Source organism: Chromobacterium haemolyticum DSM 19808, assembly GCF_000711885.1.
In the GTDB taxonomy this organism is placed as follows: domain Bacteria; phylum Pseudomonadota; class Gammaproteobacteria; order Burkholderiales; family Chromobacteriaceae; genus Chromobacterium; species Chromobacterium haemolyticum.
Genome location: NZ_JONK01000006.1, coordinates 288,058 through 305,024, shown reverse-complemented (window position 1 = coordinate 305,024; position 16,967 = coordinate 288,058). Strand labels below are relative to the sequence as shown.

Genomic DNA, 16,967 nt, shown 5'->3' with positions numbered 1-16,967 from the left:
TCCAACCGCGGCCGCCCACCCCGGCGGGAACGCGGTGGTGGAGGAAGTAGTGGTTGCAATGACTTCCAGAGCTTCTGACTGACGACTTTCCGTTTCATCTTCGCCAAATGCGGGCATACGCATCTGACATCAAGAGGTTTTGTTAGCGGGTCTAAGCGATATTGGCAGTATTTCATTTGAATTGATTTAAAAAGAGACGTAGATTCGAAATCAAACGCATGTTTCATTGGGGTGGGCCCGGCTGGCAGGCCGGCTCAGCCCGCGGAGCATGGGTTGTCTGGAAAGACGGTTTTGGACCGAATCTGCTTGTTCTCTGAATGAACGGGACTCAAATCATGAAGAAAAAAATAAATTTCGGCTTATCGGTAACGGGGAAAGTCGCCGCGGCGCTGACACTGGCGTTTTGGGCGGTGGAGGCCGCGATGGCGGCCGGCATCGTTGCCGGGGGCAACGGCGCGCAGCCGCAAGTGAGCAACGCCGCCAACGGCGCGGCGGTGGTCAATATCGTGGCGCCCAGCGCCGCGGGCCTGTCGCATAACCAGTACCAGAATTTCAACGTCGGCAAACCGGGCGCGGTGTTCAACAACTCCGCCGTTGGCGGGCAGTCGCAATTGGCCGGCCAGCTGGGCGCCAACGCGCTGCTGGGCGGACGCGAAGCCAGCGTGATCTTGAACGAGGTGATCAGCCGCAATCCGTCCTTGCTGTTGGGCAAGCAGGAAGTGTTCGGCAAGGCCGCCGACTATGTGCTGGCCAACCCCAACGGCATCACGTGCAGCGGCTGCGGCTTTATCAACACCCCGCGCGCATCGCTGCTGGTGGGCAACGCCAATATCGAGAACGGGGCCATCGCCTCCCTGCAGGCGGCGATGAACGGCAACGCGCTCACCGTTAACGGCGCCGGTCTGAGCGGCGTCAATGTGTTGGATTTGATCGCGCCGCGCATTGATGTGCGCGGCAATGTGGCCGCGCGCGAGCAGCTTAATGTCCGCGCCGGCTTCAACCTGGTGGATTACCAAGGCAAGGACGCCAAGGTGCTGCGCAGCGACAAGGCGCCTGAGGGCGTGGGCTCGCTGGATAGTGTGTTTCTGGGCGCGATGCAGGCCGGCCGCATCAACATCATCAGCACCGCGGACGGCGCGGGCGTCAATGTGGGCGGCAGCCTGAACGGCGCGCAAGAAGTGTCGGTGGAGGCGCGCCATGGCAAACTGGCGCTGGAAGGCGCGCAGATCCGCGCCAGCGAAGGCAAGGTGGCTTTGGCCGCGCGGCAGATCGACAGCCGCGGCCGGGCGGAAACCTCCACCACTCAAGATAGCGGTCACGACGAAAGCTGGTTCATCTGGAAAACCGGCGAGACCAATACCGCCAGCAATAGCAGCGACACCCGCATCAAGCGCAGCGTCATCAGCGCGCGCGATGATGTGACGCTTAGCGCCGGCGACGCGGCGACCTTGGCCGCCACCGACATCAGCGGCCGCAATGTGGCGCTTAGCGGCAAGGATCTGACGCTGGATAGCCAAGTAGCGGAAAGCGCGTCCAGCAGCAGCAATCACGCCTGGAAAAATTCTTGGGCGTACAACCGCGACCAGAGTGAAACCAGTCAGCGTCAGGAAGGCGTGCGCATTCGCGCCGAGCAGGATGCCACGCTGATCGCGGCGGCGCCGGCGGCGGACAATCAGGCGGCGGACGGCGCGCAGCCGCGCGGCCAGATCGCCATCCGCGGCGGCAGCGTCAGCGCAGGCCAGGACATCCGTCTGCAGGCCGATGGCGGCGTGCGCCTGAGCGGGGTGGTGGAAACCGATACCCGCAGCGACCGGGGCAACCGCAAGAACGACGGCGCCAGCCTGGAAACGGGTTCTTGGAACAACGCGTCCACCGAACAGCGTCTGGCGCAAAGCCAGCTGCGCGCCGGGCGTGATCTGGATATCCGCGCCAGCGGCGATATCGACGCCAAGGCGGCCAAGCTGGCCGCCGGCCGCGACGCCTCCCTGGACGCGGGCGGCGCGCTCGGCCTGGGCGTGCAGCAGACGACAAACCAGAATAGCCTGCGCAACGACCAGGTTTACTGGGGCGGCATCGGCGGCGGAGGCAACCGCGACAACGGCAAGACCGATACCGTCAACACAGGCAGCGATCTGACCGCCGGCGGCAAGCTGACGCTGCGCGGCGACAGCGTGGCTATCGCCGGCAGCCGCGCCCGCGGCGAGCAGAATGCGGTGGCGGTGAGCCGCAACGGCGACATCAGCATTGATAGCGTGGTCAACCAATCGCAAACCCGCACCGATCAGCGCAGCGGTACCGCTTTCAACATCACCAAGAGCAGCAGCAAGGGCAATGCCAGCCAACAGCAAGCGGTTAACGCCGAGCTGAAGTCCGACACCAATCTGACCATCCAGTCCGCCAAGGACGTGGCGATCAGCGGCAGCCAGGTGCGAGCCGGCGGCCAATTGAACGTGACCGCCAACGGCGACATCAAGGTGGCGGCGTCGCAGACCCGCGACACGGTAGAGAGCAAGGACACCGAGCTGGCGTTGCGCGGCGTTGGCGAAATCACCGGGGACAAGCAGTACCGCGGCGGCGTGCGCATTGAGCACAGCAGCAGCAGCGTGGACCGCGACGCGACCCAGAACCAGGCGGCGACGCTGTCCGGCGACAAGGTGGCGCTCAACGCCCAGGGCGATCTGACGGTGACCGGTTCCAAACTGAACGCCGGCGCCGGCGGCGCGGCCCTCAGCGGTCAGAACGTCAGCTTGAACGCGGCGCAGGACACCGTGAAGGAAAGCAAGAGCAGCAGCGTCACCGGCGGCGGCATCTATATCGACGCAGGCCTGGACAAGACCGGCGTGGCGCTGGGCGTGGACCAGAAGAACAGCCGTAGTCAGTCCGAGAGCAGTACCGCCCAGGTCAGCGCCATCAGTTCCAAGGGCGGCGTCAGCATCGTAGCCGGAAACGGCGACGGCGAAATCCGCAATCAGGGCACCCAGGTGAAGGCTGACGGCGACATCAAGCTGGCCGGCGGCCGCATTGACAACCAGGCGGCCAATAGCACTCAGAAGACCACGACCGACAGTAGCCACTGGGGGGTGGAAGTGGGCGTCAACGCCGATTACGGCGGCGTGACCCGTCCGTTGGTGGCGGCTGGTGAAAAAGTAGCCAAGGGCGATGTGATCGGCGCGGCGGGCGCGGTCGGCGACCTGGGCGCGCCCAATCTGGGCGTGGACCTTGGCGTCAAGGCTGGCGTCGGCACGGAAACCCGCCAGTCCAGCACCGCGCAGGCCAGCAGCCTGAGCGGCGGCAACGTCAAGGTGGACGCCAAGGGCGGGCTCACGGACCAGGGGACCCAGTACCAGGCCGGCAACACGGTGGAGATCAAGGCGGACAGCCATCAGTTCACCGCCGCGGCCAATACCCAGAGCCAGAGCGGCAGCAAGACCGAGGCGGATGTGGGCGTGCGCGTCTACACCACCACCGGCGAGGACGTGAACGTCAAGGCGGCAGGAAGCGGCAGCACGGTGACCAGCGCTTCGTCCAGCTCCACCGCGGTGACCGGCGGCATCCGCGCCGGCAACGGCGTCAAGGTGGAGGTGGACAACAACGCCGCTTATCAGGGCGTGGCCATCGCCGGCGGCAAGGGCGCGGCCAGCGTCAACGCAGGCGGCGACCTGAGCTTCACCCAGGCGAACAACACCACTAGCAGCGAGCAGCGCACCGTGGGCGGCAAGGCCAACCTGGCCATCACCACCAGCCCGATCGAAGGCGGCGGCAAGAATGTCGGCGGCAGCGGCGGGGTGGCGGTGAACGTGGACAAGCAGCAAGCCAACTCCAGTGTCGCCGTGACCGGCGGCGTGGACGCCGATGCCGGCGTGGCATTGACGGCCGGGGGCAAGCTGGCCCTGCAGGGCGACAAGATCGCCAGCCGCGGCGACGTGGCGCTGAAGGGCGACAAGGTGGAGTTCAAGGCCGCCGAATCCAGCGCCGACAAATCCGGCAGCCAGTGGGGCTTCGACGTCAAAGCCGGCGGCAGCCAGAGCAACGGTCAAGAGAAGGCAAGCAAGGGCTTCAACGTGGGCGCCGGCGGCAATTACGCCAGCACCGACGAGTCCAGCCGCAGCCAGGCTGGCGGCAGTGTGACCAGCGGCGGCCAAGCCAGCATCGAGGCCGGCAGCGGCGGCGTCCGCCTGAGCGGCACCCAGTTGCAGGGCGACAGCGTCAAACTGGACAGCCAGGGCGATGTCCGCCTGGAGTCGGCGCAGTCCAGCAGCCAGCGCAACAACTGGAGCGTGGCCGGCAATATCGGCGGCGGCAACAAGGCCAGCAGCGATAAGGAAAACGGTCAGATCAAGCCTGACAGCACCAAGAATGTGCATGACGTCAAAGCCGGTCTGGAGGTGAAGGTGGACCAGCAGGACAAGCTGAGCAACGCCAACGCCGCCGTGACCGCCAAACAGCAAGTGGAGCTGAACGTCGAGGGCAATGCCACCCTGGCCGGCGCCAATGTCAGCGGCAAGACCGTCACCGGCCAGGTGGGCGGCCAACTGGCGCTGGAAAGCCGTCAGGATCGCGACAATAGCGTGAAGGTGGATGTGTCGTTGGGCGCCAACAGCTCCAACGGCAAGGAAGCCAGCCTGGTTGACCAGGCCGCCGACAAAGCCGGCCCGCTGAAGGACAAGGTGAAAGAGAAGGGCACCGAGCTGGTCAACGCCGCGTCCGACAAGGTGAAGGAGAAGTATGAACGCTTCGCCTTCAACAAGGGCCTGAAGGAAGACACCACTAATGCGGTGAGCTTCAACGTCAACAGTGAAACCGTCACCCTGCCCGAGCAGCCGATTTCCGGACCGGCCAAGTCCGGCACGCTGGACACTCTGGCGCGCAAAGGCGGCAACACGCTGAAGGACAAGCTGTTGAATGCCCAGGACAAGGGCACCGAGCTGAAGGCCGATGTGGACGTCAGCGTCAAACGCGACAACTCGGTGGGTACCGTCACCGGTATCGCCGGCGCCGACGGCGTGACGCTGCAAGTGGGCGGAAAGACCCAGCTGACCGGCGCGACCGTTTCGTCCGCCAACGGCAAGGTGGACCTGGGCGAATCCAAAGTGGAAACCACCGATATCGCCACTGAGCGCTACAACGGCGGCGGCGGGGTTAAGCTGAACAGCACGCCGTCCGGCATTCTGAAACAGGCTGTCAGCGACGTGACTTCCGGCAAGGCGCCGCTGATCCGTGCCGAGCATCAGAATACGTCGACCGTGGTACAAGGCGGCATTCAGAGCAAGTAAGGTGTTCGATCCAAGCGAAAACCCCCGTCAGGAAACTGGCGGGGGTTTTGTTTTGGGGCTGTTCCCTTAGAACGTGTTTCCGATCTCGCGAGCCAGGGCGAGACAAGGCGAAAACGGCGGAAAAAGCGGAATGTACACACGGTACATGAGCATTTTGAAGACGTTTTCAATGCCGTACCGCTGAAGCGTAGTAGATCGTAAACAGGTTCTCACAGGGGAATGAACTCCGTCTCCCCCGGCACCATCGGGAAGCGCTGCGCAATCCAGTCCGCGCGCGCCTGAGCCAAACGATCGCGGTTGCTGGACACGAAGTTCCAGTCCAGATAACGCGGGCTGGCCGGCGGCGTGCCACCTAGCAGCATCACCCGGCTGTCGCTAAGCGCGAGCAGTTCGCCGCCTTGACCCGTTCGCAGCAGGCCCAACTGATTGGAGCCCAGCGCGGCGCCGTCCACGTCCAACTCGCCGGAGGCGACATAGGCGGCTAGTTCGTCCACGCCTTCCGGCAGCGTCAACCGCGCGCCGGCAGGCATGACGGCGCTGGCGTAGAACACCGGCAGCGGATAGGCGACCGGCGAGAACCGGCCCCAGCCGGCGCCGATCAGCAGATTCAATTCCACCCCGGCCTGGTTCCAGCGCGGCAAATCCTCGGCCGGATAGTGGGCGAAGGCGGGGTCGCATTCTTCCAGTTCGTCCGGCAGCGCCAGCCACAGCTGCATGCCTTCCACCGCGACGCCTTGTTGGCGGATGTCGGCCGGCACCCGCTCGGAGTGGGTGATGCCGCTGCCGGCGGTCATCAGATTGACCGCGCCGGGCTTGATGCGCTGCACCGTGCCCAGGCTGTCGCGGTGCATCATCGCGCCGGAAAACAGATAGGTGACGGTGGCCAGGCCGATGTGAGGGTGGGGCCGCACATCGCCGGCGCTGCCTTCGGCGGCGAAATGGGCCGGACCCATGTGATCGAGAAACACGAAGGGGCCGACCCGGCGCGCCTGGCGGGTGGGCAACAGGCGGCGCACCGGAAAGCCGATGTCGCGGTCCAGACTGACGATGGTTTGAGTAAGCAGCGGCATGGCGGCTCCAGGCAATGAGTTGCGTTTAGGGGGTGTTCAAGTCGCTCGCGAAACTTTGAACGGGTTCTTAGGACGTGTTTACGCTCTCGCGAGCTAAGGTGAGACAAGGCGAAAACAGCTGAGGAAGCGGAGTGTACGCATGGTACATGAGCATTTCGAAGTTGTTTTCAACGCCGTATCACCGACGCGCAGCAGATCGTAAACAGGTTCTTAGAAACGTCCGTCGCGGAAATCAGCTATGGCTTCTTCCACTTGCTCGCGGGTATTCATCACAAACGGCCCCCACTGGGCGATGGGTTCGCCCAGGGGCTTGCCGGCAATCAGCAACAAGCGGCTGTCGATCTCGGCGCGAACGCTGACGCCGTTGCTGCCGTTGCGATTGTCCAGCACCGCCATCTGCCTTGCCTTGACGCCGCGTTGCTGCGCACCGACGGCGACCTCGCCCTGGTAGACGTAGATGAACGCGTTGTGGCCGGAGGGTATCTCCAGCGCCTCTTCGCCTCCGGCGTCAAGATGCAGATCCAGATAGAGCGGTTCGGTGAGCTCCCGCTCGACCGCGCCGGCCTGGCCGCGCCAACGCCCGGCGATCAGCCGCGCCGCGCCGTCGGTCGGGGCTGTTGGAATCTCGGCGGCGGGAATGTCGCGATACCACGGCGCGCACAGCTTGCGTTCCGCCGGCAGGTTCAGCCACAGCTGGAAGCCGTGCATCAGGCCGTCTTCCTGTTCCGGCAGTTCGGAATGGACGATGCCGCGGCCGGCGGTCATCCATTGCACGCCGCCAGGTCCGAGCAGGCCTTCGTTGCCGGCGTTGTCGCGGTGGCGCATGCGGCCTGCCAGCATATAGGTGACGGTTTCAAAGCCCCGGTGCGGATGGCTGGGGAAGCCGGCGATGTAATCGCCGGGATTATCGGAGCGGAATTCGTCCAGCATCAGGAATGGGTCCAGCCGTCGCTGCAGATCGGCGGTGAGCACGCGAAGCAGGCGCACGCCTGCGCCGTCGGTCACCGCTTGGCCGTCGACCAGGCGCTCCGCTTCCCGGCTGATGAAAGAGTGTTGCATGACCATGTCTCCCTGTGGGGCCGGACTCGCGTCCGGCGGTTGGCATGATCGGATTATTACGCGCCGTCATGGCGCTTGATAGCGCAAAGAATTGCGCGCCAGGTTCAAATAATTTGAAGACGGAGCGGCGGGTTTCAGCTCAAGGCGTTCTGCGGGCTTTGGTTGCGCAGGTAGTCTTCCAGGGCGTGGCCGGCGGACAGAATGTGAAAGCGGATGAATTCCGCGGCTTCATCGGCCTTGCCTTGGCGTGACAGCTCCAGCAGTTTGCTGTGTTCCTCGTGCGCCCGTTCCATGGTGCGGGTGAACAAGATCTGCATCCGGGTGTAGCGGTCGGTTTTATTGTGCAGTTGCTCGATCAGCGCCAGCGTGTTTGGCCGCTTGGCGGCTCGGTACAGCGCAAGATGGAAGCGAGAGTTCAATTCGCCCCAGTGGCGCACGTCGTTGTTGCGCAGCGCTTGTTCGAATTCGCGCAGGGTTTGCTGGGCCAGATCGTGATCGGCCTTGGTGTGACAGGGGATGGCGGCTTTGAGAACCGAGCCCTCCAGCATCGCGCGGATTTCCAGCAGCTCCAGCACGTCTTCCAGCGACAACTTGGACACCAGTGCGCCCTTGTGGTCGATGATCTGGATCAGGCCTTCGGCTTCCAGCTGGCGCAGCGCCTCGCGCACCGGCACCCGGCTGACGCCGTATTCATTGGACAGCGCCTCTTGGCGCAGTTGTTGGCCATCGGCGAATTCCCCGGAGAGAATGCGCTGGCGCAAGGATTCGGTTACGGCACTGGTGAGCGTCTGGCGCTTGATCGGCTGCATGGTGGTCATGGTGGTGGGTGTCGTCGTCAGTCAAGCGGTGTCATGCAAATGTATTCGATTATACGGAGCTTGAACTGTCAGACAAGGCCCAAAACTGACCTTATGAGTCGCAAAAATGAAAAAACCCGGCGTTTGGCCGGGTTTTTTTAAGATTTGGGGTGGATGATGGGGCTCGAACCCACGACAACAGGAATCACAATCCTGGACTCTACCAACTGAGCTACATCCACCGCCGAAAGCGGTGAGCCGACGCCATGAGGCGGCAACTTAAAATAGGGTGGGGTGGATGATGGGGCTCGAACCCACGACAACAGGAATCACAATCCTGGACTCTACCAACTGAGCTACATCCACCACTGTAAAACGACTGCATTGTACCACAACTACTTTGGCGCGCCCGACAGGACTCGAACCTGTAACCCCCGGCTTAGAAGGCCGGTGCTCTATCCGGTTGAGCTACGGGCGCTCACGTCGGGTTTTGCCTCGTCTGGTCGGGGCGGCGGGATTCGAACTCGCGACCCCCTGATCCCAAATCAGGTGCGCTACCAGGCTGCGCTACGCCCCGACGACAGAGACCGCAACTATACGGATGGCGATTTAGGCTGTCAACACCTGTTTGCAATTAAATTGCGGCCGTTCTGGGGCGCAATATTGGGCGCGTGGCGGAGGAGGTGGCAGTTCCCTTTATTTATCTTGATGTTAAGTAAGTTTTGTTGCGCGGCGGCATTTCGGAGCGGGCCGAAAAATGCGAGAATATGCGCCTTCTTTTTCAGCTTCTTTTATGGAACCGGCCCATGGCAGCACAACTGATTGACGGCAAAGCGGTAGCGGAAAAACTGATCGCCCAGGTGGGCGAGGGCGTGCAGGCGCGCCTGGCCGCGGGCAAGCGCGCCCCGGCGCTGGCGGTGATTCTGGTGGGCGAGGACCCGGCGTCCGCGGTGTACGTGGGCAGCAAGAAGCGCTCCTGCGAGAAAGCCGGCATCCGTTCCTTGGCCTACGACTTGCCGGCCGGCACCAGCCAACAGGAACTGCTGGATATCATTGATCGCTTGAACGCCGACGCGGATGTCGACGGTATTCTGGTGCAGCTGCCGCTGCCCAAGCAGATTGATCCGCAGGCGGTGATCGAGCGCATCGATCCTAAAAAGGATGTTGACGGCTTCCATCCCTACAATATGGGCCGGCTGGCGATCAAGATGCCCTTGCTGCGGCCGTGCACTCCTCGCGGCGTGATGACGCTGCTGGAAGAGTACGGCATTGATCCCAAGGGCAAGAAGGCGGTGATCGTCGGCGCCTCCAATATCGTTGGCCGTCCCCAAGCCTTGGAAATGCTGCTGGCGCGCGCCACGGTGACGGTGTGTCACAGTGCCACCGCCGATCTGGCCGCTGAAGTGGCCGCGGCCGACATCGTTGTGGCGGCAGTGGGCATTCCTAACTTCGTCAAGGGCGAATGGATCAAGCCGGGCGCGGTGGTGATCGACGTGGGCATCAACCGGCTGGACAGCGGCAAGCTGTGCGGCGACGTGGAATTCTCCTCGGCGGCCGAACGCGCCGGCTTCATCACCCCGGTGCCGGGCGGCGTGGGGCCGATGACGGTGGCCACCTTGCTGCAAAACACCTTGGATTCCGCCAATATGCATGCTTGAACGGCGCGTTCGTTCAGCCGAAAACGCCGTCGCCGCAGCCGTGGCGGCGGCGTTTTTGTTTTATCGGCGTGCTTGATGGCAAATGCTTGCAAACAAAGCGAGACGATGGCGGCCCGGCTATCGTAAAATCGACGGTTTTAGTTCGCAGTAAGCAGAATCCGATCATGAGTCAAGACAAGCAGTCGGCCACGCTGTTGATCAGCGCGCCGGACAAGAAGGGCCTGGTGGCGGCGATCGCCAATTTCCTGATGACCTACAACGCCAACATCATGCACGCGGACCAGCATCAGGACACCAGCGAAAACCTGTTCCTGATGCGGGTGCAGTGGGATGTGAACGGTTTCACCCTGCCGATGGAGAATTTCGCCGCCGCCTTCCAGCCGATTGCCGACGAGCACGCGATGAACTGGAAAGTGTCGCTGTCCACCCGCAAGCCGCGGATGGCCATCTTCGTGTCGCAGTACGAGCACTGTCTGGTGGACCTGATGCACCGCTGGCGCATCGGCGAACTGGACTGCGAGATTCCGCTGGTGATTTCCAACCACGAAACCTGCCGCAGGCTGGTGGAGTTCAACGGCATCCCTTTCCATGTGATCAAGGTCACCAAGGACAACAAGGCCGAGGCCGAGGCCGAGCAGTTCCGCTTGCTGGAAGAGGCCGGCGTGGACTTCATCGTGCTGGCTCGTTATATGCAGATTCTGTCGCACAAGTTCGTCGAGCGGTATCCGGACCGGGTGATCAACATCCATCACAGTTTCCTGCCCGCCTTCGACGGAGCCAAGCCCTACCACCGCGCTTTTGCGCGCGGGGTCAAGCTGATCGGCGCCACCAGCCACTATGTGACCGAGGATCTGGACGAAGGCCCGATCATTGAGCAGGAAGTCACCCGCATTTCCCATCGCGACGAGGTGGACGACTTAATCCAGAAAGGCCGCGATCTGGAGAAGGTGGTGCTGTCGCGCGCAGTGCGCTGGCATATGGATAACCCCGTGCTGTCCTATAACAACAAGACGGTAGTCTTTGACTGAGAGCGGACATGCGCCTGCTGATTGACGATGTGGTGGATTTGCTTCGCTTCCGGGTCAAGCCCCTGGACGAGTATCAGTATCCGCGCTGGCAGACCCTGCTGTTTCTGATCGCGCTGGGCCTGGTGGCCAGCGCGGACACGGCCGAGCTGGGCAACAACCTGACCGGGCGCATGCTGTTCATGGTGCTGTTCACCTTGGCGGAAACCCTGTGTTTCGCCAGCTTCATCGGTTTATGGCTGCGTTTTGCCAAATGGAACGGTCATGGCTCGCTGTTCGGCCTGGTGGCGGTGGCCAGCGGTCTGCAGTTCATTGAACCGCTGACCAGCTGGTTGCCGGACGACGCGGCGCTGGCGGTCAACGCGGTGCTGTCCATCTTCGGCATCCTGGTGCTGGTCAACGCGCTGGCCGTGGTGTCCGGCATTCATCGGCTGCGGGTGGCGTTGGGCGTATTGTTGTTCGCGCCGGTGGCCATGGTACTGCTGGCCGGGGCTTTGTCGCTGGGTTCTGCGGCGGGCTGGGTGGATTTGCCTGCCGGCGTGGCCGACGCTGCGCGCGGAGTAGAGGGCTCGGCGCCTGCAACCGACATCTGAATCTGAAAGATGGCTTGGAAAAGCAACAGGACATGCCTTGGCATGTCCTGTTTTGCATGGCGCGATGCGTTCAGGCAGGTTCAATCCACCTTGGCGATATAGCGGGCCAGCCCCAGCAGCGCGCGCAGTGCGTCGCCCTTGGCGGTGACCTCGCCGCGCAGCCGAGCGTAGCGGCGCAGGATGGCGCGGCCTTCGATGAACAAATCCATGTCGGTGTCCGGCGACGATACCAGCGCGATGCGTTCGATCTCTCCCTGCGGGCGCGGCTGGCCCTGCGCAATGCAGAGGTAAACCTTGTGCGCGTTGAACGGGGTGATGTGATCGAACAGGTACAGCATGGAGTTGATGCGCAAGCCGGTTTCTTCCCGCACTTCACGGATCAGCGCCTGGGAGCGCAGTTCGCCGCGGGCGGCCTTGCCGCCAGGAAGATTGTAGCGGCCGCCTTTGGCCGCAGTGACCAGCACGCCATCAGGTAGTTCGATAATGGCGGTTGCGCGCCTGGCCAAGTCCGCGGGCAGGCGCTCGTTTCTTTTTTCTTCCAAAACACTCATTCTTCAAAAAAAATTAGTTAGGGCCACTATCGAGAGTGGCCCTGGATCTTATTTATCCGATTCTAAAGCACTAGACCGATCAGTCCAATAAGCTGTGCTCATAATTTGTTCGAATATATGATCAGAATGCAATTTTTTGCAATAGTATTCGTTTTGGAAAACAGGATTGAAGTATTTGGCGCGTGCTTGCTATCTTGCTGCTTAAGTGGAGGCAAGCCGCACTCGGCGAGCCACGTATTGCGGTATCGCTACAGCGCAACAGATCGTAAACAGGCTCTTAAATCAGCTTGATCAGCAGGCCGCCCAGACCCACCAGTAGGCAGTAGTAGCCAAATGGCCGCAAGGATTCGATCTCGCTTTTTTTGAAATAACGCATCAAAAAAGCCGTGCTGGCGTAAGCGCATGCGCCGGACAACAGGCCGCAGCCCAGCAGCAGCCCCGCCGAAGCTTGGCTGTGCGCCAGTTTGGGCACTTCCAGCACGCCGGCGGCGGCGATGATGGGGGTGGCCAACAGAAAAGAGAAGCGCGCGGACGAGGCGTAATCCAGGCCGTGAGCGAGGCCGGCCACCAGGGTGGCGCCCGAGCGGGAGAAGCCGGGCAGCAAGGCCAGGGCTTGTCCGGCTCCGATCTTGATGGCGCCGGACAAGCTCAGCTTGTCCAGGTCAAGGTGGGATTGTTTCCGTTTCAGGTGATCTCCCCACAGCAGAAGCAGGCCGTTCAGGCTGAGGAAGATCAGCACCGCGGTGGCGCTGGCGAACAGCGCGCGTAGTTGTTTCTCCAACAGCAGGCCCAGCAGGCCGGCGGGAATGGTGCCCGCGATCAACAGCCACATGAGCCGGGCTTCCGGGTTGTTGGCTTTGCCTCCGGCCTTGAGGAAGCCGCCTATCAACCTCAGCCAATCGCGGCGGAAATAGAGCAGCAGAGCGGCGGCGGTGCCCAAATGCAGTACCACCATGAAGGGCAGAAAGTCCGGGCTTGTGCGGTTGATGGACCAGTGCAGCCAGTCTGGAATCAGCACGCCGTGCCCCAGGCTGCTGATGGGAAAAAGTTCGCTGACGCCTTGGATGATGGCGAACAGCAGGGCTTCGATAGGGTTCATGACGGGTCCTGTGGCGGTGGGTGAGCGGCTAGAGCCGGCCTGCTTATCAACGTAGCCGCCGCGGACTGGTTGACCGGATCCGAACCTGTCCAAAGTCTACAAGGCCTTGCCTCGCTCTTGCGCGCGACTTTGAACGGGCTCTCAGTGCTGCTGCCGGCGCTCCAGTTCCTGCTCCTCTTCCTCCAGACGCCGGCGGATGGCGGCGAAGAAGCGGTGAATGCCATGCACGGATTCTGACAGTGCGGACAGGCACTGCTCGCGTTGCGTCGGCGTCAGCGCGGGAACTTGCACTTCCGGGTCCGGATTGCGTTCGAAAGCCAGGGTCAGGATGGGCTCCAACAGCGGCGCGTGTTCCGGGTCATCGAACAGCAGGCCCCAGTCCTCGTTCAGCAACTGCATGCCTTCGGAGAAGCCCTCGGCCCAATCATTGCCGTGCAGCTCGCCGGCGGCATCCTGTTCCAGCCAGGGTTGGAAGGCGTCGTTCTCGCGCAGCGCGGCGGAGATGTCCAGCCAATGCCCCATCAATAGCTTGGCGAACTGTTCCAGCGCCTTGTCGCTGGGAAAGGCGGAGTCGTCGTCGAAGGCTTCGCCGATGATGATGGGCAGGCATTCGGTTGGCTTGATTGGTTCCGGACCGCTGAGCAGGGCGGCGAAAAAGCCGTCCAGGCGTTCCAGATTCATGCCCTGCTGCGGCAGAAAGCGGTTCAAGATGGCGGCCAGGCGTTGGTAGTCGGCGTCGGAAAGCGGGGTATGGCTCATGGCGGACCAGGGCTAGGGGGAAAAAGCCCATTATCCGCCATCTGGCGGCGAAGCGCATCGCCAGCCGCGCGGCGCTTTACAATCGCGATGCGGAGGGCTTGACGGCTCTGTTACAATTGTTGTTTTTTGACCCAACCTCTAATAGGTTTCCATCATGTTGACCGTGTATAACACCCTGACCCGCCAGAAAGAAGAGTTCAAACCCATCGAGCCCGGCAAGGTGTGTATGTACGTGTGCGGCATGACGGTGTACGACCTCTGTCATATCGGCCATGCGCGCATGCTGACGGCCTTCGACGTGATCTACCGCTGGCTGAACGCGTCCGGCTATGACGTCACTTACGTGCGCAACATCACCGATATCGAGGACAAAATCATCAAACGCGCCGCCGAGCGCGGCATTCTGCCGCAGCAACTGGTGGAAGAGACCATCGCCGAGATGCATCAGGACGCCGCGGCGCTGGGTCTGTTGCCGCCCACCTTCGAACCGCGCGCCACCCATCACGTGCCGGGCATGGTGGCCTTGATTGAAAAGCTGATCGCCAACGGCAAGGCCTACGCCGCCGACAACGGCGACGTGTATTACGCTGTGCGCGAGTTCGAGGGCTACGGCAAACTGTCCGGCCGCACCCTGGACAAGCTGCGCGCCGGCGAGCGAGTGGAAGTGGACCCGCACAAGCGCGACCCGCTGGACTTCGTGCTGTGGAAAGCCGGCAAGCCGGGCGAGCCGTCCTGGGAGAGCCCGTGGGGGCCGGGGCGTCCGGGTTGGCACATCGAGTGCTCGGTGATGAGCTGCCACCATCTGGGCGAGCATTTCGACATCCACGGCGGCGGCGAGGACCTGCAGTTCCCGCACCATGAGAACGAAATCGCCCAGTCCGAGGGCGCTCACGGTCATCAGTACGTCAATTACTGGCTGCACAACGGCTTCATCAACGTCGACGGCGAGAAAATGTCCAAATCGCTGGGCAACTTCTTCACCATTCGCGACGTGCTGGGCCATTTCGACGGCGAGGTGATCCGCTTCTTCATCGTGCGCAGCCATTACCGCAGCCCGGTGAACTACACCGATAGCATTCTCGCCGACGCCAAGCACGGCCTGACTCGGCTCTACACCGCCTTGCGCGGTCTGGAGCTGCCGGCTTCCGCCGGCATAGACTGGAAGGACCCGATCGCCGCTCGCTTCCAGGCGGCGATGAACGACGACTTCAACTCCTCTGAAGCAGTGGCGGTGCTGTTCGAGCTGGCCGGCGAAGTCAACAAGAGCCGAGATCCGCGGCTGGCGCGCCTGTTGAAGGACTTGGGCGGCGTGTTGGGCTTGCTGCAACGCGACCCGGAAGATTTTCTCAAGGGCGGCGTCAGCGCCGGCGAGTTGACGGCCGGGGAGGTGGAGGCGTTGATCCAGGCGCGCAAGGACGCGCGCGCGGCCAAAAACTGGGCCGAATCCGACCGTATCCGCGATGAATTGATCGCCAAGGGCATTGTGCTGGAGGACGGCGCGCAGGGCACCATCTGGCGTCGCGCCTGAGTGGTCGCCGCCGTGGTTGACAGTGGATTTGGCACTTGTCAAGCGGCGGCAAAGCGCGGATAATCGATAGTTTCGCAAGCAGTACAGGCAAATCCCCTGTACCCGATTTGAAAGGAAGACACATGAAAACCGATATTCACCCGAATTACAAAGATCTGACCGTTACCTGCTCCTGCGGTAGCCAGTTCGTGACCAAGTCGACCATGTCCAAGGACGCGTTCGGCATTGAAGTTTGCTCCAACTGCCACCCGTTCTACACCGGCAAGCAGAAGATCGTCGACACCGCCGGTCGCGTTGACAAGTTCAACCAAAAGTTCGGCGGCTTCTTCAAGCGCTAAGCGCGGAGCGAGTTGGACACCCAGAAAAAGGCAGCCCAGGCTGCCTTTTTCTATAAGAGTCTGTTGACGGTCTAGCGAGCAAGAGCGAGACAAGGCGAAAACGACCGAGAAAGCGGAATGTACACACGGTACATGAGCATTTCGAAGGCGTTTTCAACGGCCTATCGCCGACGCGCAGCAGATTGTAAACCGGCTCTATGATTCCGGCGCGCCGGCGGCGCAGGATCCTGGCAGATCCCCGCCGGCCGCGCGCGTATCCACATCTGCAAGGTTGAGGCCATGGCGATCCACATCGTTTATCTGTCCCACGGCGGCAAGAAATACTACGACCAGACCCGCTTTTCCGTGTTGAGCCTGTTGCACTTGCTGCTGAAGCAGCAGCGGCAGGACGTGAAGATCATGGTGTACACCGACGCGCCGGACAGCGTGCCCGCGCACCCGCTGGTCCGCACGGAGACCTTGAGCCGGGCGCAATTGCAAGCTTATCGCGGCCAGTTCGACTATGTGCACCGCATCAAGCTGGAAGTGATGTTGAAGGCGGCGCGCGAACTGGGCACCGCCGTGCTGTACGTGGACTGCGACACCCGCTGGCTGCGCGTGCCGGACGAGTTGTTCGCCCGGCTGGAAGAGGGGAAGGCCAGCTGCATGCACGTCAACGAAGGCGTGTTTGGTCCCGGCTTCTTCCCGGACTATCTCGCCGCGGTGGACAAGCACGGCGCCGAGCTGCGCAAGATGGGGGTGGCCGACGTCCGGGGCCTGGCGATGTGGAACGCCGGCGTGGTCGGCGCTTCCGCCGACATGGTGCCCTTCTTCGAAACCGCCTTGCGCGTCAACGACTTCCTGCTGCCGCGCGTGGAAGCGCGCAACTGGACCGAGCAGCTGGCCTGGTCACTGGTGGCCTGCGACGGCCGCGAGCCGCTGGCGCTGGGGGATGCACTGCACCACTACTGGAACTACAGTTACGAGGCGCCGCTCTACTTGGCGGAGGTGTTCGCCGGCATGGAACCGGGATGGGACGTGGCGCGTCAGGCCGAGTACTGCGGCGAATTCGCCTGGGACGAGTCGCGCTTGAAGACGATACAGGCCGATCCCGAACATAAACGCCAGCGCCGCCGCAACAAACTGCGCAATTCCATTTCCAAGCGCAAGGTGGATTGGCGCATTCTGATCGCCCGGCTGCGCGGCGCATTGCCGTCGGCCGATTGAAACCGTTTGAA

13 protein-coding genes and 4 tRNA genes are annotated in these 16,967 nt (G+C 62.5%); 7 read left to right on the top strand and 10 right to left on the bottom strand.

The features are described from left to right. The first annotated feature begins 335 nt into the window (after nucleotides 1–335). Nucleotides 336–5,273: a hemagglutinin repeat-containing protein gene (locus BR71_RS06540; RefSeq protein WP_162179191.1), complete on the top strand. Its 4,938-nt coding sequence runs from the start codon at nucleotides 336–338 to the stop codon at nucleotides 5,271–5,273. Nucleotides 5,274–5,482: 209 nt separating this feature from the next. On the opposite strand, the gene BR71_RS06535 is transcribed toward BR71_RS06540, so the two are convergent. The 7 genes from BR71_RS06535 to BR71_RS06505 form a co-directional block, all read right to left on the bottom strand. Continuing rightward, a complete protein-coding gene (locus BR71_RS06535) occupies nucleotides 5,483–6,343 on the bottom strand; it encodes a pirin family protein (RefSeq protein ID WP_043634341.1) in 861 nt (286 codons plus the stop codon). Between the two features lie 210 nt (nucleotides 6,344–6,553). After that, nucleotides 6,554–7,402 carry a pirin family protein gene (locus tag BR71_RS06530; RefSeq protein ID WP_143330297.1) on the bottom strand — a complete coding sequence of 283 codons (849 nt, stop codon included), beginning with the start codon at nucleotides 7,400–7,402 and terminating at the stop codon, nucleotides 6,554–6,556. A 134-nt stretch (nucleotides 7,403–7,536) separates the two neighbouring features. Further along, nucleotides 7,537–8,220: a GntR family transcriptional regulator gene (locus BR71_RS06525; protein WP_043593865.1), complete on the bottom strand. Its 684-nt coding sequence runs from the start codon at nucleotides 8,218–8,220 to the stop codon at nucleotides 7,537–7,539. Between the two features lie 145 nt (nucleotides 8,221–8,365). Next, nucleotides 8,366–8,441 (bottom strand) — tRNA-His (locus BR71_RS06520). A gap of 48 nt (nucleotides 8,442–8,489) precedes the next feature. Next, nucleotides 8,490–8,565: transfer RNA gene (locus BR71_RS06515), tRNA-His, on the bottom strand. 35 nt (nucleotides 8,566–8,600) lie between these two features. Then, nucleotides 8,601–8,677: transfer RNA gene (locus BR71_RS06510), tRNA-Arg, on the bottom strand. Nucleotides 8,678–8,699: 22 nt separating this feature from the next. Further along, nucleotides 8,700–8,776, bottom strand: a tRNA-Pro gene (locus BR71_RS06505). Nucleotides 8,777–9,005: 229 nt separating this feature from the next. Between BR71_RS06505 and folD the strand changes: the two genes are divergently transcribed. The 3 genes from folD (at nucleotide 9,006) to BR71_RS06490 (ending at nucleotide 11,475) form a co-directional block, all read left to right on the top strand. Further along, nucleotides 9,006–9,857 carry a bifunctional methylenetetrahydrofolate dehydrogenase/methenyltetrahydrofolate cyclohydrolase FolD gene (gene folD / locus BR71_RS06500; RefSeq protein WP_043634333.1) on the top strand — a complete coding sequence of 284 codons (852 nt, stop codon included), beginning with the start codon at nucleotides 9,006–9,008 and terminating at the stop codon, nucleotides 9,855–9,857. Between the two features lie 164 nt (nucleotides 9,858–10,021). Next, nucleotides 10,022–10,885, top strand: a complete 864-nt coding sequence (purU, locus tag BR71_RS06495) for a formyltetrahydrofolate deformylase (protein ID WP_043634330.1) — start codon at nucleotides 10,022–10,024, stop codon at nucleotides 10,883–10,885. A gap of 8 nt (nucleotides 10,886–10,893) precedes the next feature. Beyond that, on the top strand, nucleotides 10,894–11,475 hold the full coding sequence (locus BR71_RS06490; RefSeq protein WP_043634327.1) for a hypothetical protein: 582 nt from the start codon (nucleotides 10,894–10,896) through the stop codon (nucleotides 11,473–11,475). An 80-nt stretch (nucleotides 11,476–11,555) separates the two neighbouring features. On the opposite strand, the gene BR71_RS06485 is transcribed toward BR71_RS06490, so the two are convergent. From BR71_RS06485 to BR71_RS06475, 3 genes are all read right to left on the bottom strand, one after another. Then, the gene (locus BR71_RS06485; RefSeq protein ID WP_048414591.1) at nucleotides 11,556–12,026 is read right to left on the bottom strand and encodes an NUDIX hydrolase; all 471 of its coding nucleotides are present in this window, start codon (nucleotides 12,024–12,026) and stop codon (nucleotides 11,556–11,558) included. Nucleotides 12,027–12,303: 277 nt separating this feature from the next. Next, complete coding sequence (locus tag BR71_RS06480) at nucleotides 12,304–13,125, bottom strand: undecaprenyl-diphosphate phosphatase (RefSeq protein WP_043634323.1); 822 nt, start codon at nucleotides 13,123–13,125, stop codon at nucleotides 12,304–12,306. A gap of 141 nt (nucleotides 13,126–13,266) precedes the next feature. Beyond that, nucleotides 13,267–13,884 (bottom strand): UPF0149 family protein, encoded by a 618-nt coding sequence (locus BR71_RS06475; protein ID WP_052370376.1) that lies wholly within the window; start codon nucleotides 13,882–13,884, stop codon nucleotides 13,267–13,269. 154 nt (nucleotides 13,885–14,038) lie between these two features. Between BR71_RS06475 and cysS the strand changes: the two genes are divergently transcribed. From cysS to BR71_RS06460, 3 genes are all read left to right on the top strand, one after another. Then, nucleotides 14,039–15,412, top strand: coding sequence for a cysteine--tRNA ligase (gene cysS, locus BR71_RS06470; RefSeq protein ID WP_043634315.1), 1,374 nt, complete (start codon nucleotides 14,039–14,041; stop codon nucleotides 15,410–15,412). Between the two features lie 122 nt (nucleotides 15,413–15,534). Then, nucleotides 15,535–15,750: a 50S ribosomal protein L31 gene (rpmE, locus tag BR71_RS06465; protein WP_043634312.1), complete on the top strand. Its 216-nt coding sequence runs from the start codon at nucleotides 15,535–15,537 to the stop codon at nucleotides 15,748–15,750. Between the two features lie 279 nt (nucleotides 15,751–16,029). Beyond that, nucleotides 16,030–16,956 (top strand): hypothetical protein, encoded by a 927-nt coding sequence (locus tag BR71_RS06460; RefSeq protein WP_043634309.1) that lies wholly within the window; start codon nucleotides 16,030–16,032, stop codon nucleotides 16,954–16,956. Nucleotides 16,957–16,967: the final 11 nt, after the last annotated feature.

What these genes read in the sequence shown, in the direction of transcription:
- cysS (WP_043634315.1), top strand. Translation starts at nt 14,039, where the DNA reads ATGTTGACCGTGTATAACACCCTGACCCGCCAGAAAGAAGAGTTCAAA.
- BR71_RS06485 (WP_048414591.1), bottom strand. Translation starts at nt 12,026, where the DNA reads ATGAGTGTTTTGGAAGAAAAAAGAAACGAGCGCCTGCCCGCGGACTTG.
- BR71_RS06530 (WP_143330297.1), bottom strand. Translation starts at nt 7,402, where the DNA reads ATGCAACACTCTTTCATCAGCCGGGAAGCGGAGCGCCTGGTCGACGGC.
- BR71_RS06480 (WP_043634323.1), bottom strand. Translation starts at nt 13,125, where the DNA reads ATGAACCCTATCGAAGCCCTGCTGTTCGCCATCATCCAAGGCGTCAGC.
- folD (WP_043634333.1), top strand. Translation starts at nt 9,006, where the DNA reads ATGGCAGCACAACTGATTGACGGCAAAGCGGTAGCGGAAAAACTGATC.
- BR71_RS06525 (WP_043593865.1), bottom strand. Translation starts at nt 8,220, where the DNA reads ATGACCACCATGCAGCCGATCAAGCGCCAGACGCTCACCAGTGCCGTA.
- purU (WP_043634330.1), top strand. Translation starts at nt 10,022, where the DNA reads ATGAGTCAAGACAAGCAGTCGGCCACGCTGTTGATCAGCGCGCCGGAC.
- rpmE (WP_043634312.1), top strand. Translation starts at nt 15,535, where the DNA reads ATGAAAACCGATATTCACCCGAATTACAAAGATCTGACCGTTACCTGC.
- BR71_RS06540 (WP_162179191.1), top strand. Translation starts at nt 336, where the DNA reads ATGAAGAAAAAAATAAATTTCGGCTTATCGGTAACGGGGAAAGTCGCC.
- BR71_RS06490 (WP_043634327.1), top strand. Translation starts at nt 10,894, where the DNA reads ATGCGCCTGCTGATTGACGATGTGGTGGATTTGCTTCGCTTCCGGGTC.
- BR71_RS06460 (WP_043634309.1), top strand. Translation starts at nt 16,030, where the DNA reads ATGGCGATCCACATCGTTTATCTGTCCCACGGCGGCAAGAAATACTAC.
- BR71_RS06535 (WP_043634341.1), bottom strand. Translation starts at nt 6,343, where the DNA reads ATGCCGCTGCTTACTCAAACCATCGTCAGTCTGGACCGCGACATCGGC.
- BR71_RS06475 (WP_052370376.1), bottom strand. Translation starts at nt 13,884, where the DNA reads ATGAGCCATACCCCGCTTTCCGACGCCGACTACCAACGCCTGGCCGCC.